14 protein-coding genes are annotated in these 14,359 nt (G+C 40.3%); 3 read left to right on the top strand and 11 right to left on the bottom strand.

Translation table 11 applies throughout. The annotated features are described in order from the left end of the window. Positions 1 to 15: 15 nt before the first annotated feature. The 5 genes from VUI23_RS15420 to VUI23_RS15440 all read right to left on the bottom strand — a co-directional run bounded on the left by VUI23_RS15420 (position 16) and on the right by VUI23_RS15440 (position 4,343). A complete protein-coding gene (locus VUI23_RS15420) occupies positions 16 to 792 on the bottom strand; it encodes a protein phosphatase 2C domain-containing protein (RefSeq protein ID WP_342804909.1) in 777 nt (258 codons plus the stop codon). After that, positions 792 to 1,565, bottom strand: a complete 774-nt coding sequence (locus tag VUI23_RS15425) for an FHA domain-containing protein (protein WP_216047086.1) — start codon at positions 1,563 to 1,565, stop codon at positions 792 to 794. The genes VUI23_RS15420 and VUI23_RS15425 overlap by 1 nt, the downstream gene beginning before the upstream one ends. 18 nt (positions 1,566 to 1,583) lie before the next feature. After that, positions 1,584 to 2,393 carry a MotA/TolQ/ExbB proton channel family protein gene (locus VUI23_RS15430; protein WP_216047087.1) on the bottom strand — a complete coding sequence of 270 codons (810 nt, stop codon included), beginning with the start codon at positions 2,391 to 2,393 and terminating at the stop codon, positions 1,584 to 1,586. Continuing rightward, on the bottom strand, positions 2,390 to 2,689 hold the full coding sequence (locus VUI23_RS15435) for an FHA domain-containing protein (RefSeq protein ID WP_342804910.1): 300 nt from the start codon (positions 2,687 to 2,689) through the stop codon (positions 2,390 to 2,392). The genes VUI23_RS15430 and VUI23_RS15435 overlap by 4 nt, the downstream gene beginning before the upstream one ends. Before the next feature lie 256 nt (positions 2,690 to 2,945). Beyond that, positions 2,946 to 4,343, bottom strand: coding sequence for an MFS transporter (locus tag VUI23_RS15440; protein WP_216047089.1), 1,398 nt, complete (start codon positions 4,341 to 4,343; stop codon positions 2,946 to 2,948). A 337-nt stretch (positions 4,344 to 4,680) separates the two neighbouring features. On the opposite strand from VUI23_RS15440, the gene VUI23_RS15445 reads away from it, so the two are divergent. Together VUI23_RS15445 and VUI23_RS15450 are read left to right on the top strand one after the other, a co-directional pair. Beyond that, positions 4,681 to 5,370, top strand: coding sequence for a VIT family protein (locus tag VUI23_RS15445; RefSeq protein ID WP_342804911.1), 690 nt, complete (start codon positions 4,681 to 4,683; stop codon positions 5,368 to 5,370). A 120-nt stretch (positions 5,371 to 5,490) separates the two neighbouring features. Then, a complete protein-coding gene (locus VUI23_RS15450) occupies positions 5,491 to 6,021 on the top strand; it encodes a DUF3750 domain-containing protein (protein WP_216047091.1) in 531 nt (176 codons plus the stop codon). Positions 6,022 to 6,043: 22 nt separating this feature from the next. On the opposite strand, the gene VUI23_RS15455 is transcribed toward VUI23_RS15450, so the two are convergent. From VUI23_RS15455 to VUI23_RS15465, 3 genes are all read right to left on the bottom strand, one after another. After that, positions 6,044 to 8,191, bottom strand: a complete 2,148-nt coding sequence (locus VUI23_RS15455) for an ATP-binding protein (RefSeq protein ID WP_342804912.1) — start codon at positions 8,189 to 8,191, stop codon at positions 6,044 to 6,046. 248 nt (positions 8,192 to 8,439) lie between these two features. Further along, positions 8,440 to 9,669 carry a sodium:proton antiporter NhaD gene (nhaD, locus tag VUI23_RS15460; RefSeq protein ID WP_216047250.1) on the bottom strand — a complete coding sequence of 410 codons (1,230 nt, stop codon included), beginning with the start codon at positions 9,667 to 9,669 and terminating at the stop codon, positions 8,440 to 8,442. A 126-nt stretch (positions 9,670 to 9,795) separates the two neighbouring features. Then, on the bottom strand, positions 9,796 to 10,332 hold the full coding sequence (locus VUI23_RS15465; protein ID WP_342804913.1) for a hypothetical protein: 537 nt from the start codon (positions 10,330 to 10,332) through the stop codon (positions 9,796 to 9,798). A 128-nt stretch (positions 10,333 to 10,460) separates the two neighbouring features. Between VUI23_RS15465 and VUI23_RS15470 the strand changes: the two genes are divergently transcribed. Continuing rightward, positions 10,461 to 11,309 carry a ferredoxin--NADP reductase gene (locus VUI23_RS15470; protein WP_342804914.1) on the top strand — a complete coding sequence of 283 codons (849 nt, stop codon included), beginning with the start codon at positions 10,461 to 10,463 and terminating at the stop codon, positions 11,307 to 11,309. An 85-nt stretch (positions 11,310 to 11,394) separates the two neighbouring features. On the opposite strand, the gene VUI23_RS15475 is transcribed toward VUI23_RS15470, so the two are convergent. The 3 genes from VUI23_RS15475 to VUI23_RS15485 form a co-directional block, all read right to left on the bottom strand. Further along, positions 11,395 to 12,774, bottom strand: coding sequence for a class II fumarate hydratase (locus VUI23_RS15475; protein WP_342804915.1), 1,380 nt, complete (start codon positions 12,772 to 12,774; stop codon positions 11,395 to 11,397). Between the two features lie 15 nt (positions 12,775 to 12,789). Beyond that, on the bottom strand, positions 12,790 to 13,131 hold the full coding sequence (locus tag VUI23_RS15480; RefSeq protein ID WP_216047096.1) for a hypothetical protein: 342 nt from the start codon (positions 13,129 to 13,131) through the stop codon (positions 12,790 to 12,792). 605 nt (positions 13,132 to 13,736) lie between these two features. Next, the gene (locus VUI23_RS15485) at positions 13,737 to 14,168 is read right to left on the bottom strand and encodes a hypothetical protein (protein ID WP_216047097.1); all 432 of its coding nucleotides are present in this window, start codon (positions 14,166 to 14,168) and stop codon (positions 13,737 to 13,739) included. Between the last annotated feature and the right edge of the window lie 191 nt (positions 14,169 to 14,359).

Genomic DNA, 14,359 nt, shown 5'->3' on the forward strand with positions numbered 1-14,359 from the left:
ATTTCCTTACGTCTATTATTCTGTTAATTCTTCCGAGTCAGTTTCCTGAGAAACTTTTAATACCATTACCGTTGCATTATCTTGATAATCTTGATCAAGACTATCCACATATCCCACAATATGTTCCGCCAATATTTGCGGATCAGATTGATTAAATCGATGACACATAGTGGCAATATCCTGTTCAGGAATACTCTCTATCCCATCACTGGCTAAAAGCACAATGTCGCCGACTTGCAGTTCAATGCTATTGATGTCAACCATGTCGACGTCATAACCCATCACCGCAGAAGTTAATTGATTGCGCTGGGGATGAACGGCAACGTCTTCGGCAGTCATCACGCCTTCTTCAACCAACTGCATTAATTCAGATTTTTTTGAATGGTCTTGATTTATGCGTTGCAGGGAATTGCCTCGACACAGCCATAAAGGGCTATCTCCAACACTCAGATAATCCAAATGTTCGCCTGTAAATGCCGCCGCGATTAGCGTCCCGCCCATGCCGTTGCATTCAGGATTTTCGATGATATATTCAGCTAAATGTTGATTTGTGGCGTTTAAACTTAGTTGCAAACGCGCGTCCATGTGCTCTTCTTCACTACTGCAAAAAGCGTCATTAAAGGCTCGTAAAATTTCCTGACTGGCAACTTCACCATGAACCGCACCGCCCATACCATCAGATAAAACAGTTAATGCAAACCCGTTGGGCCAAACCAATTTGGTAACACCATCTTGCTGATAGTCTCGCTTTCCGACGGTTTGAGCCCATCCTACGGAGATTTGTAGCATCATTATTCCCAATTAAAATTTTGGTCGCAAAACGCTACAAACCTTAAGGTCGTGGCGCCGACTTTTAATAGGCTTCCTGTCTGCAATACAGTCTGGCCTGCGACAATTTGTCCATTCACTCGATTCAAGCTCGAGCCATTACCGGGAGCCACTATAAACTCGCGATTTTCATCGTCATATATAACTAATAACTGCTGTTTAGAAGTAATAGAAGTGTCGCCAAAGTTTAAAGTAATGCGCTCAGTGGGTGAGCGAGATATGGCACTTTGGCCTGGGCCTACGACCACACTTTTACCTTTACCTGGACCATCAACCACTACCAACCAGCCGCATACAAAAGATTCAGCACTGGCCTGCGAAGCATTGCCACCGACACTTGCCCCTGCGCTGGCTCCCCCAAAGTTAATTGAGGTTTTAGGTTCCTCTACCACAGGTCTAGAAGCCGCTTGTTGTCCGCCTGGCGGAATAGCGTTTTCCGGCGAATTTCCAGCGGCGTTATCTTCCCCTGGCATATTAGGTGGTCGTGTAGGCGGTTCAGGTGGAACCGCCACTCCGCCTGGACGCATCGCAGGACCAGAGGATTTCATATGATTAAATAAATCGACATTGGGCGGTTGTGTCGCCCCTTCTTTTGGCTTACTGGCTTGGCCACCAAACTGACCTTGCGGCGGTTTAGTGCCGCCATCAGGTCCCGATTGCGTTGGTTTATTATCATTTTTAACAAAGCTTGATTCGATTTCGATTGGTTTCCCATCTGGACCACGTCTAAAGCTCATGGTTTTCACTCCTTAATTTTAATCTGCCGCGATTAAGCGGTTTACTAATCTGTCTAAACAATACTGGCCAACCAGATTTAACGCTTTTTCTTCTCGTCCTTGGGCCAGATGCATAAAAAATACTAACGCCGCAGACATAATTAGCGCTAATAATGTTGTATTGAAAGCAACGCCAAGCTTAATAGTGATGACGGCAACCCACCCTTTGATCGCATCAGAATCGGATAATGGTGGCATATCACCCGCACTGGACAATGCCATTGCGATACCTATCACGGTGCCAATAAAGCCTAATGTAGGAATAAGCCAAACTAAGTAACGCACCATGGTGTACTTTAAATCGACTTCGTGTTGCATTAACTCCAAAGAGGAATTCATAAGATTGTTAGCTTGTTCTGTGCTGCGGGAAAGTTGAAACTGTAAAATAATTCGTTTAATTAAGCGTTGCAGGTAAAAACGACTGCCAAGGTTATCAGCTTTAATAGCTTGATATATTGGACCTAAGTCTTTGGGCCGATAAAGAGCATCTTCATCATCACTGATTAAACCGCGGTTTATTTGATTTATTTCTTGGGTTGCCCTTTGCCAGCGTACCCAAATCTCGCCAGCACAAACAAAGAAAAACACCCACATTACATTCTGAATAGTAAAGGGATAAGAAGGACCACTGCGGTCAAAAAGAATATCAGCTAAGCGCATTTCTGTGCTGATTTCCGGCTGCTTATCGGTCAGTACAAAGCCGATAATAATGATTACTAAAGCAATGAAAGACATTGCCAGTAACACAACCAGACGATAGTAAGATTCTTCTTTCTCCAAACTGGTCATATACCACGGCTCCTGCTCTTAATTTGATATGCGATCATGATTTCCATTATGCGAAGTTTCGTCTCACCAACCACGATATAATCGTTGGCGCTTAACGTCACTACGTCAAATTGAAGCCATTGACTCCCTTCCCAATAAAATGATCCATATGATGAGCCACAATCTCTGACTTCAATAAAGTCTAGACTATTGATTCTTAGTTGTAAGTGGTTACGAGAAACACTGGGATCATTAATATGAACGTCATTTGTTTGCGCGCAACGACCCACACTTATGACAGTGTCACTAGTAAACATACGAAAAATGCTGCATTTTTAAGCAATGAATATTGGGTTCCGAATTTAATACTAGCGGTAGTTGAAAAGTCGAACAAGCTTTAATTTTAAGGAAAATAATATTTAATGATAAAAAGATGATTTAACTTATTTTCCTTATAAGACAAAGATATAAGAATTTAAGACAGTATAAAATGACGATGGGAAAGAATTTTACGCTTAACATTAAGAGGTTAATTTGCGAGTTCAAGCAAACTAATTCTGGGCATAATTTAGATTAACCAGATGCCGATGAATTAGTCTGCCGTTCTGCCTTCCCACGAAAGCCAGATAGAAAGGTAGCGATAATCACACTGACCAAGGAAATGTAAAAAGCAGTCGATAAAGTGTTCATTAAGGCAGGTGTTTGCTCAGCAACAATTTTATTATCCCCGAGATAATAGTGAACTAACAAATTAACCGAACTCATTCCCAAAAGGTTACCTATTGTTCGAGCAAGATTCAAAGATGCGGAGGCAACGCCTAACTCTCTATCTTGCACAGCGCCCATAATGGCATTGTTGTTGGGGGAGGAAAACAAACCGAAACCAATGCCAATTAATAATAAAGAACCACCAATATAAGTTGTCCCCGTAGCCGTTGTCATTTGTGAAAGCACCAAAAAACCACAAGCAACTATTGCACATCCTATAGTCGCTAAAAATCGAGGTTGGATTTTGTCGGACAGTCGACCAGACATTGGCGCTAATATAGCCATTGCGAATGCTTGTAATAACAATATTTGACCGGCTTCTGCTGGACCGTAGCCTTGCACGACTTGTAAATACAGGCTCAGCAAAAACGCCAATGGAAAATTACTGCCGTACATCAATAATGACGTCGTCAGCGACATTGAGAAAACCCTGCTCTCTCGAAACATTTGAACGCGAATTAACGGTGTATGGTGTCGACTCTGGTGATAAACAAAAAAGATCATAGTGATGACCGACAAAATCAACAATAAAAAGCCATACAGTTTTGGAACAGAGCTAAAGCCGAAAACTAAAGAAGCTGAAGACACCGCAAAAATGAAACTTCCGCGCCAATCAAATGAAGCGACTTCGTCATTTTTCCACTCTCCTTTCAAGCCCCACTTAATTAACAACAACAAAAACAGGATTAACGGAACTTGAAATAAAAATACAGCCCGCCAACTCCAAATCTCGGTAAGCAAGCCGCCAATAGCTGGTGCTAGGGTTAGGCCAATATAAACACAGGCAGCAGCCAAACCAAGGGCCGCTCCGCGTTTATGAGAAGGGGTAACAGAGGTGAGAATCGCGACCCCAGTGCCAAAAATCATCGCCGAAGCAGCACCTTGAGCAAAGCGCCAAAATAACACCCATTCAATTTGTTGCCCCAGGGCGCACATTAGCGAAGTAAAGGCATTCAATGCTAAGCCAATGGTATAAATTCGCTTCCTACCGTAATTATCTGCCAACTTGCCAAACGGCAGCATAAAAACCACGCTGCTGAGTAGGAATAGGGTTGGCAACCAACTCACCATCTTAGCGTTTGCGTGCAAATCGGCGGCTAAATTGGGGATAGCGACATTCACCGATGCCATTCCTAATGGACCAATAAAAGAACCGAGACATACAACAATAAGGGCGACAGTGGTAACGGGAAGCTTTTTCAAAAAAGTAAAATACCTGCTAATAAAAATTGTCAAAAGATCATACTGATCATCCGTGAGTTGTACAGTGATTCTAAGATCCAATTGATATAATGCCTTAGTTTACAATATAGCCACGGCAATCTTCAGCATCTATTTTATTTCAATGTTGAAGAATTGCTCTGTGCACTATTTATCTAAATAACCAATATACGATGTCTAACGACATTCCCTGCCTGAGAATAAATGACGATAACAAGTTATCGGTTGTTGGCGCGACCTTCTAATTGCAATATCATTGTCTGCAATACTTTTACAATTCGCTTTTGAATTACCGACCAGATGTAGAGATAAATTTCTTATGGACTATAACCATGAACATAAAGCAGACCGAATTGGTTGGATTAGGGCCGTTGTTTTAGGCGCAAATGATGGCATAGTCTCCACCGCAAGTTTGATCGTCGGCATAGCAGCTTCGCAAGTTGCACCAGAGCATTTGTTTATTGTCGGCTTGGCAGCGCTAGTGGCGGGGGCAATGTCTATGGCTGCAGGCGAATTTGTATCTGTGAGTTCACAAACGGATATTGAACATGCAGAAATTTCATTAGAGCAAAAACACATTGATAGAAACTGGGCAGCTGAAGAACAAGAATTGGCTAACATCTATATAGAACGAGGTTTAGAAGGTGATTTGGCCATGCAAGTTGCCAAGCAACTCATGGCTAAAGACGCCATTGGAAGTCATGTTAGGGATGAGCTAGGGATTACCGAACAGTCTCAAGGTAACCCTTTTCAAGCCGCTTTGTTCTCGGCATTGTCTTTTACTGCTGGAGCGCTTTTACCACTAGTGACAGTGCTACTGGTGAGTGGTCCTTTGTTAATCCCTTCGATAGTGATTGTGTCGTTATTGTCTTTGGTATTGTTAGGCAGTTTGTCAGCTAATATTGGTGGAGCTTCCATATTAAAAGGTTCACTACGGGTATTAATCTGGGGTTCGTTAGCCATGGCTGTGTCTATTGGTGTTGGTTACGTCTTCCAAGTATCTGGATAACAACTATCAAACGAAACCGAGATAGTACTTGAGTAAAAAAACCATAAAACGCTATTGATTTGAAAATACGCGTGGCTAATTAAAACATATGCGGCATGCTTAAATCGCAAAAGGTATTAAATGAAACAAGTCATATTAGTGGTATTTATTTGTGTGTTGATAAACGCCTGTTCAAATAATAGTTGGCGTACTGCAAGCAGAGAGTCTGCTGGAATTGCTCCGAACCCACAGCTCAATAAGAATGCCGTAATAGAAGTTTACGCAGCAGACGCATATAGCTGGAGAGGCTGGTTTGCGGTACATACTTGGATTGCCATTAAACCAGAAAATGCAGCAGATTATACGGTTTATGAAGTGGTGGGATGGCGTGTCAAAAGTGGGCTTCCTGCATTACGAGAATACCAAACGCCTACCCCAGATCGATTTTGGTATGGAGCAAAACCGGAAAAGTTACTGTCAATTCAAGGAGAAAAGGCCAGTGCCTTGATCCCCCAAGTTTCTGCTGCTGTTAGCCGCTATCCTTGGGCAAATGAATACACGGTTTTTCCAGGTCCAAATAGTAACACCTTTCCTGCATGGGTTGCTTTGCAAGTACCTGAATTGGAACTGACCATGCCATTTAACGCCATTGGCAGTGGGTATGCTGATTAATCAACTAAATGGAAGGATTGTATTATACCTGTTCGCTGAGCATACTGGGTTGCATATATAGTTGAACAATTTCTAACAATGCCTGTCGAGAAAAGGGTTTTCCAAGATGGGCGGTAAAACCAATTTCTTTATAATAAGCCACTTCTTCAGCAAACACATTAGCAGTTAAAGCAATAACTGGTAAATCAACCCACTTTTCATTTTGACGCAAAATTTTGAGCGCGCTACAGCCGTCTAAAACCGGCATCTGCACATCCATTAAAACTAAATCAAAATCTTCTTCAAGCAATATGTCTAGTGATTCTTGACCGTTGTTTGCTACTGTCACCTGAGCCTCACTTTGCTCTAGAATACTTTTAGCAACTTCTTGATTAATCGCATTGTCTTCCACCAATAAGATGCGTTTGTTGGCCAGATTTTGTTTGAAGTTGGGTCTAGCAATATTGACCCGTCGTTCTTTTGCTAAAGGCAACTGCAACATAAAACTGAATTCGGTCCCCTTACCTATCTCACTTCTTACGATGATGCTAGATCCCATGGCTTCAACTAATTGTTTAACAATGGAAAGCCCTAGTCCTGTACCACCGTATTTCCTTGTAATGCTCTCATCCACTTGTGTAAACTTATTAAACAACTTGGGAATAGACTTGGTTTCAATTCCAACACCAGTATCAGTTACTAATATTTTCACTTTAGCTTGATCGTCACTGGTTACTATCTTGACTAATACATCAACTTTACCAATATGTGTGAACTTCACAGCATTAGAACTCAGGTTCATTAATATCTGCATGACACGAGTAGGATCGCCCATAAGGGTAACATTCTGTTTGCCTAATATTTGTGTATTAAACTTGATATTTTTTGATGTTGCCTGACTCGAAAATAAGTTTTCGACTTGCAATAGAATGTCTTCAAAACAAAAGTGATGATTTTCTAATTTAAAGTGGCCAGCTTCAATTTTAGATAAATCAAGTACGTCATTAACGATTTGTAACAACAGTTTTGCAGAAAAATTTGCTCGGGATAAATATTCCGTTTGTTGTTTGTTCAAATCCGTATGTAAACACAAATCCAACAACCCTAAAACACCATTGATTGGGGTGCGAATTTCGTGTGACATATTAGCTAAAAATTGCGACTTAGTTTTGCTTGCCTTCTCAGCGATTTCCCTGGCCCGTTCAGCTTTAAGCTCTAAATTTTTACTTTCCGTAATATCATGGTAGGAAGTGAGTACCCCAATTAGGTCTTGTTTTTTAGACTGAAGCGCTAAATGAGTCACTTCTTTAAACTTGAATTTATTACCTCTACTGACTTCTTTTTCTTGGTACTGGATACTTTTTTCATTACCATAGATAATTCGTCTATCTAAATTTACGAGCTTTTTGGCTTGTTTTTCATCTGCGATATCAAAGTCTGTTTTTCCTTTCAATTGATTAATATGTTCAATCTTTGAGTCTTCCAAAAACGCTTGATTTGCTCCTAGATATCTTAGTTGTTTATCCTTCCATGATATGCCGTAAGGTAGGTGATTTATGACGGTTTGAAAGATAGCCTCTGAACGTTCAATTTTACTACTTTGAGAATCAATAGTGATCTGCTTATCTAGCAGCAAAGACTGTAAATAATGTAAAAAGTGTTGGATCAAAAACAACGCAATACTAATAATAAATGCATAAGTCAGTAATGATGTAACCCACGCAGAAACACTTAAACCGTAAACGCTTTGTTCTACACTAAACTCAAAAGCATTTAGCCAAACCAGTTCCATATAATAAAATAACACCAAGCCGCCAGAAATTGCGATTGCGACAGCGACCCCCATACTTAACATCAAACTACTAAAAATAGCAGCGGCAAAAATAAGATATATGCCGTTGCCTGACAAACCAAATGTATGGATCCCTACCACCCCCATAATAAAAAACAGGGACGTAATCAAACCAGCTTTAATAGTGTTTGAGAAGCGATGACGAAACAGATAAAAAGCCACTAACACACAGGTGCTGACAATATGAACCCACATAGCGGGGAGAAAACCAATTGTGGGAATGCGAGATAAGGAACCGGCCAAGGCAACGCCAGCGAAACCAATAGTAGCCACCAACACAGTATTTGTTAGTTTCTCGCGAATGTGTTCAAGCGAATTTTCTTGAGATTCTAAAGGCATGTAGATTCGTTAGTTTTTATAATAATGGGATAAAACCGTGTTGAATCGAATAAAGCATTAAAACCCTGTCTGCAACTAAAGTGTATTAGACTTTTGTATAATAGCAAATAAGTCACTCCCTATCAGAAGTACTTAATTGCTTGGAGGTGGGGATGTATAGCGCGGCGCAGTTAGAAGGGGGAACCTCACTCATACAACGAGGTCATAATTTATTATGAAGTTCCCTTCCCTGTCTTAACTCAAGATATTTATACATTCACCAGACACAAAGCGTACCCAACACTATAAGCAACCAATAAATGTACGATATATTTACTGTAGCTGACGAACGTTAGCTCTTTTACTCGACTCATGGCTACTATCCCTGCGGCGGAACCAATCACCAACATTGATCCTCCCACACCTACGGCATAAGTAAGCGATAACCATTGAATATTGGTTAATTCAGGCTGGGCTTTAAGTAAGGCTGCGGTCAAGGGCACGTTATCTAAAAAGGCTGATAAAATTCCAACCAAATAATTCGAATAATCAGGGTCCAACATAAAGTAGATATTTGTCATCCAGACTAACACGCCAATTTCTTTGAGCGATCCTACTATCAATAATATTCCTAGAAAGAACATTAAAGTATCAAACTGAATTTTGCGCACGTAGTCCAATAAATGAATTTCGTACTTAAATTTATTCACCATACCGCCGATCATAAACATCACCGATAAGCCTAATAAAAAGGTCAAAACAGGGGGTATCGCAAACAGTAAATTAAATAGCATGGTGCAACATATAGTGCCAAAAAATAATCCGGCAATAACAAAGTCTAGCGACTTAAATTTTTCACTGCCGATAGTTGCTTCAACTCGGCGGTTTTTACCAAAACTCATCAGTAATGCAAGCACAACCACACCTGATATAGCAGGTAAAATCAAACCTAATAGTTCGACAATAGATACGTGTTTTTCACTGAATATCATCAGAGTTGTGACATCTCCGGTAATCAGTACCACTCCACCAGAATTCACCGCAAATATAATTAACACACAGAGTTTTACTTTTTCTGGCACTTCCAACTTAAACGCCAGAATAATGCTAATCGACACTAAGGTAGCGGTGATGTTGTCGCACAGCATGGATAAAACCAATGCAAAAAGTGCCACTAATAAGGTCAGCTTTCTTAATGACAATTCACCTGGCAATAGTCGATTAACCATAGCACCAATCAGGCCCCTGGCATTTAAATACGCAACAAAGGTCATGGTAGCCATTAAAAACAGCCACAATTTTGCGATCTCTAATAAATTCTCATTTAATGCACTTTCTATTTCAGCTTGGCCTGAACCATGGCCTCGAATGAACAACAAGCACCACACTAAACATCCTAAAAACAGGGTGGTTTTTGCTTTATTGATATGAGTAATTTCTTCAAAAACGATGGTCAGTAAAGCCAAAATAGCCAAACCGATAATGGTGATTTCAAACATATCGAACATGATGTGCGTTCCAGAATACTAAAAGTAGAAAATGGATCCCGTTGCAGGACACAAATTTGAGGTCAGAATTATAGCCTAAAAAACGTTATTCCTGCCATATAAAGGTGCAACTGGTTTTTATTTTTTTGTGAAATTTTCAGCAATCAAGTCAACAAGAAAGATGATTTTGCTGTTTGAGAGCTGGCGGTAATCAAAATACGGGCACACAATTAAGCGTCTGTGCAGATCAATTGCAAATTCTGGATTAATCCATTCAAGGGTGTTGGGTAGGCTCAACGATTTAGCGTAAGTCCGACCCATTACAATGTGTAACTTATTGGTTTGTTGAAATTTGGGAGGTGAAAACCAGAGTGCGGTTTTGCTGCGGGACTGCAACAGTTCCTCATCACGATATTGCTGCCAGCTAGCATAAGCATTATTGAATTCAAAACATTTATTCGGTAAAGCGTATAGCAACTTAGCATACACGTTAAACACCTTGCGCCAACCGTTACCACAGGCTTGACCCAGGGCATAAATCTCGCCTTTTTTAAGGGGATAAACTGCTCGCTGATTATGTTCAAAACCAAAGGTTGGGCGATTCTGAATGTACACGTTAACATCCGCGTTTTCATCACCCAACCCGTTAATTTCGTTAAAATCTTTGTTTGTCATGAGACCTAATAGTGAAGCTAATAATCCAAGTAGATAGGGATGATTCTACTTCAATAACATAAAAGATAAATTAATTTAACCCGCTAACGATAATGATTCGTAATAGCATTTGCATCTTTTCACGAACAATGGGATACTTAAACAATCTTGTAGTAGGAGAATTATCTTTGCGAAATCTGGTTAAAGAGCAAGTGACCCACGTTCATCATTGGAACGACAGTTTATTTACGTTTAAAACAACCCGTCAGAAATCCTTAACCTTTGAAAACGGACAATTCATCATGATTGGCTTAGAGGTAGAAGGTAAACCCTTGATGCGCGCATATAGTATTGCCAGTGCAAATTATGAAGATGAGTTAGAGTTTTTCAGTATTAAAGTACCTGACGGTGCACTGACATCTAAACTGCAAATGATACAAACTGGTGACGAAGTAATGTTAAGTACAAGACCCACAGGCACCTTAGTCAGTGGTTATTTGATGCCTGGCAAACACCTTTATTTGCTCTGTACAGGCACAGGATTAGCGCCTTTTATGAGTATTATTCGAGATCCAGACATTTACGAACAATTTGATAAAATCATTTTGGTCCATGGTGTGCGCGAAGTTTCCGAGTTGGCCTATCAAACTGAAATTGAATATGACTTACCTAACAACCCGTATTTTGGTGATTTAGTGAAGCAAAAGTTACTTTACTACCCTACTGTTACCCGCGAAAAGTACCAATACAACAGTTTGAAAACTGAAGATGGGCTCAAACCACATCAGGGCAGAATTACCCATTTATTAGCGACCAATGAACTCACCCAAAACCTAAATATGCCTAACGTCAACCCAGACAATGATCGATTCATGATGTGCGGTAATGATGCTATGTTGCAGGACTTAATGCAGATGTTAAATCAACAAGGTTTTACAAAAGCCACGTCCCGCAAGCAAGGTCATTATGTTATTGAGCAAGCGTTTATTGAAAAATAAGCCTTGTTATTTTTACTTTCATGGGATCGCAAGACAATACAAGTAACCACCAGCACTAGACTTTTCTTGTCGTGCTGGCTTTTTACTATGATTCATTTTTGGTAAGTTTCATAGGATCAAGTAATTCGCTTAATTTGGCTCTTGGAATATCGGTATTTTCCGCTGCTACATCAATGATCGGCCGTTTTTCTTTGTATGCTTGCTTCGCTATTTCAGCGGCTTTTGAGTAGCCGATAATAGGGTTTAAAGCTGTGACTAAAATCGGGTTTTTGTGTAATGGCTTTTCTAGGTTCTCGTGATTCACTTCGAAATCACGAATCGCATTATCGGCCAGAGACATTGCCGCATTGGATAATAACTCTATGCTAGACAACAGATTTAGCGCAATCATAGGCAACATTACATTCAATTCAAAATTCCCTGATTGACCTCCAACCGTTATTGCTGCGTCATTGCCTATTACCTGTGCAGATACCATGGCAACAGCTTCAGGTATAACCGGATTGACTTTACCTGGCATAATTGAAGAGCCAGGTTGCAATGCAGGTAACGCAATCTCGCCAAGCCCAGCTAAAGGTCCGGAGTTCATCCAGCGTAAATCGTTAGCAATTTTCATAAAAGTAACGGCTATAGATTTGCTTAAACCCGACAAACTCACGGCGGTATCTTGAGCAGCTATACCAGCAAAAAAATTGTCTGCTTTAACAAAGGAAATTCCCGTATCTTGGCTTAAAATTTTCGAAAATTCGTCGGCGAAACCGGAATGGGAATTGATTCCAGTACCAACCGCAGTGCCACCTAGCACAAGGGATTGAATAGCATTTTGTAGACTATTTAAATGGCTAATTTGTTGCCTAATCTGCGCTGACCAAGCAGACATGCTCTGGTCCATTCGAATTGGCATCGCATCCATCAAATGGGTACGGCCTGTTTTACAATAACCGCTTAATGTTGCCGACTTTTCATCAATGGTTTTCGCTAGATAAACCAAAGCCGGTTTAAGATGGTGGTGGATGGCTATTGCGGCACTAACATGAATGCAAGTAGGGATCACATCATTACTGCTTTGTCCAAAATTAACGTGATCATTGGGATGGATTTGTAAATTGGATTGCTTCGACGCTAGGTTGGCAATAACTTCATTGGCATTCATGTTAGTGCTGGTGCCTGATCCAGTTTGATACACATCAACAGGAAAATGCAGCATAAGATTGTTGTCTTTTAATAAGGTAGCGCATGCTTGCTTAATTGCATCCGCAGTCTCCTGCTCGATACCTTTAAGATTCGCGTTTGCAGTTGCTGCAGCTGATTTTATTTGGATAAGTGAGCGGATAAATGCTTCAGGCATAGGAGTGTGACTTATCTTAAAGTTATTAACCGCTCTTTGAGTTTGCGCGCCGTACAGGGCATTTTGAGGAACTTCAAGCTCGCCCATGCTATCTTTTTCGATTCGAAACTTAGTCATCTTAATCCCCTACTTCTATAAAAAATACGTTCCTAACAAAGACAGTTCATACTTGAAGTGTCGCGTTTGCGCTTTTTGTTGTTCATTATGATCATATCGCTCCACTTTATTCAGTGGTTGATAAATATTATCTAAACACAAATAACGCCATTGAAAACTTATATTAGTATCACAAATTGTATCTAATAAGGTGCGAAGAACCCGATTTAAAATAGCTCTCTTTATTGTATCATTTTGTTCATCTTCTAAACGCTGGTTGGCCATATCTAAATATTGATAAAGTGCATGAGGGTTATTCGGTTGTAAACCATGGCGAATGGTTAACTCAAGCGATCCGAATGCTAATGTTTGATTCACAGAGCCCCCTAAACAATGAAATTTCAATGTAACAACCCAAATGATAATAATTCCCATTATCATTATGCTATGAGTACTTGTCAACCTTGTTAAACGGTATGGTCAATTCAACCTGCAAAAGGATGTTTTGATACATAAGCGAATTAATCAGTAAATTAGAAAACTAAAAAAGCCCAAATACTATTGATAATGATTTTCATTTGATATATTGTGGTTCTGCCTGGAATCGTTAAGTTTCACTGGTCCTGGCTTAACGCTACCACACGGGTAGGCATTTTCTCCAAGGTGCCTACCCACCTCCCTATAGCTCGTGAGCGCTAAGAACTGCGCGGTCAGAACAGTTGAAACAGTTTGTTAGCGTCCAAATCGAATTAGCTGAATATTCCGAGAAAATCACGCCATTGTTTTACACGTTTATTTTTGAAAATAGATGGCCAAGCAAATATATCAATAAACGATGTAGAAGGTTTTAGAAGGCAATGCATGGAATCGGCTTAGTCAGAGGTGTAAATTGTGAGCAACCAAGCCTGTAGATTAAGCAATGTGTTCAGAGCATGAAGTTACAAAGCGCTCAGCCTTTTAATAATAAGTAGATAGACACACCTTTAACAATACATGCGACGATTGCGCTCGATTTCACGTAGGTATTGATGTTTTTCGAATATCAATGGTGCTAATCCAGAGTAGTTCCAGTATCCCCCTTTGTCGGCTTTATTTTTATCATCTCGATAGGGATTCACCCAGCGATGCCAGATAACATATTCCTGACCAACGTCCTGCTGACAAAAAATATCAACGGTTAAGAACCAGCACATAGGTTCTCCACATGTACAGACATAAGGCACCGCACTATCGGCGGAATCTAAATGATTGATTCCCAGCCCCGGTTGATAAGTACCAGCAATGCGCCCAGCAAAAGGTTTTTCAAAGTCAGTGATGGTTTCTAAATAAGAGTTACCATCAACAAGTAGATCAAAACTCGGGCTTCCGTAATCATTACCGAAATAAGCCAAACCAAAGGTATTTACTATTGCCATCGTTCTACACTGCTGAAAAGAGTAAACCGATTAAATACGCATTTAGAAACGAGGTCAAATCGCAGTCGACATAACCTTTTTAATCCATACTGGCCGGCTTTAATTTAGCTTTTCTCGTCAGCATTCTCGTCAACATTTTTGGTAAATTTTATGTCAGGGATATTATTAAACTTAGTGAACTACTCTTGCAT

The organism is Alteromonas sp. M12, assembly GCF_037478005.1.
In the GTDB taxonomy this organism is placed as follows: Bacteria; Pseudomonadota; Gammaproteobacteria; order Enterobacterales; family Alteromonadaceae; genus Aliiglaciecola; species Aliiglaciecola lipolytica_A.

What these genes read in the sequence shown, in the direction of transcription:
- VUI23_RS15420 (WP_342804909.1), bottom strand. Translation starts at nt 792, where the DNA reads ATGATGCTACAAATCTCCGTAGGATGGGCTCAAACCGTCGGAAAGCGA.
- VUI23_RS15425 (WP_216047086.1), bottom strand. Translation starts at nt 1,565, where the DNA reads ATGAGCTTTAGACGTGGTCCAGATGGGAAACCAATCGAAATCGAATCA.
- VUI23_RS15430 (WP_216047087.1), bottom strand. Translation starts at nt 2,393, where the DNA reads ATGACCAGTTTGGAGAAAGAAGAATCTTACTATCGTCTGGTTGTGTTA.
- VUI23_RS15435 (WP_342804910.1), bottom strand. Translation starts at nt 2,689, where the DNA reads ATGTTTACTAGTGACACTGTCATAAGTGTGGGTCGTTGCGCGCAAACA.
- VUI23_RS15445 (WP_342804911.1), top strand. Translation starts at nt 4,681, where the DNA reads ATGGACTATAACCATGAACATAAAGCAGACCGAATTGGTTGGATTAGG.
- VUI23_RS15450 (WP_216047091.1), top strand. Translation starts at nt 5,491, where the DNA reads ATGAAACAAGTCATATTAGTGGTATTTATTTGTGTGTTGATAAACGCC.
- VUI23_RS15455 (WP_342804912.1), bottom strand. Translation starts at nt 8,191, where the DNA reads ATGCCTTTAGAATCTCAAGAAAATTCGCTTGAACACATTCGCGAGAAA.
- nhaD (WP_216047250.1), bottom strand. Translation starts at nt 9,669, where the DNA reads ATGTTTGAAATCACCATTATCGGTTTGGCTATTTTGGCTTTACTGACC.
- VUI23_RS15465 (WP_342804913.1), bottom strand. Translation starts at nt 10,332, where the DNA reads ATGACAAACAAAGATTTTAACGAAATTAACGGGTTGGGTGATGAAAAC.
- VUI23_RS15470 (WP_342804914.1), top strand. Translation starts at nt 10,461, where the DNA reads ATGGGATACTTAAACAATCTTGTAGTAGGAGAATTATCTTTGCGAAAT.
- VUI23_RS15475 (WP_342804915.1), bottom strand. Translation starts at nt 12,774, where the DNA reads ATGACTAAGTTTCGAATCGAAAAAGATAGCATGGGCGAGCTTGAAGTT.
- VUI23_RS15485 (WP_216047097.1), bottom strand. Translation starts at nt 14,168, where the DNA reads ATGGCAATAGTAAATACCTTTGGTTTGGCTTATTTCGGTAATGATTAC.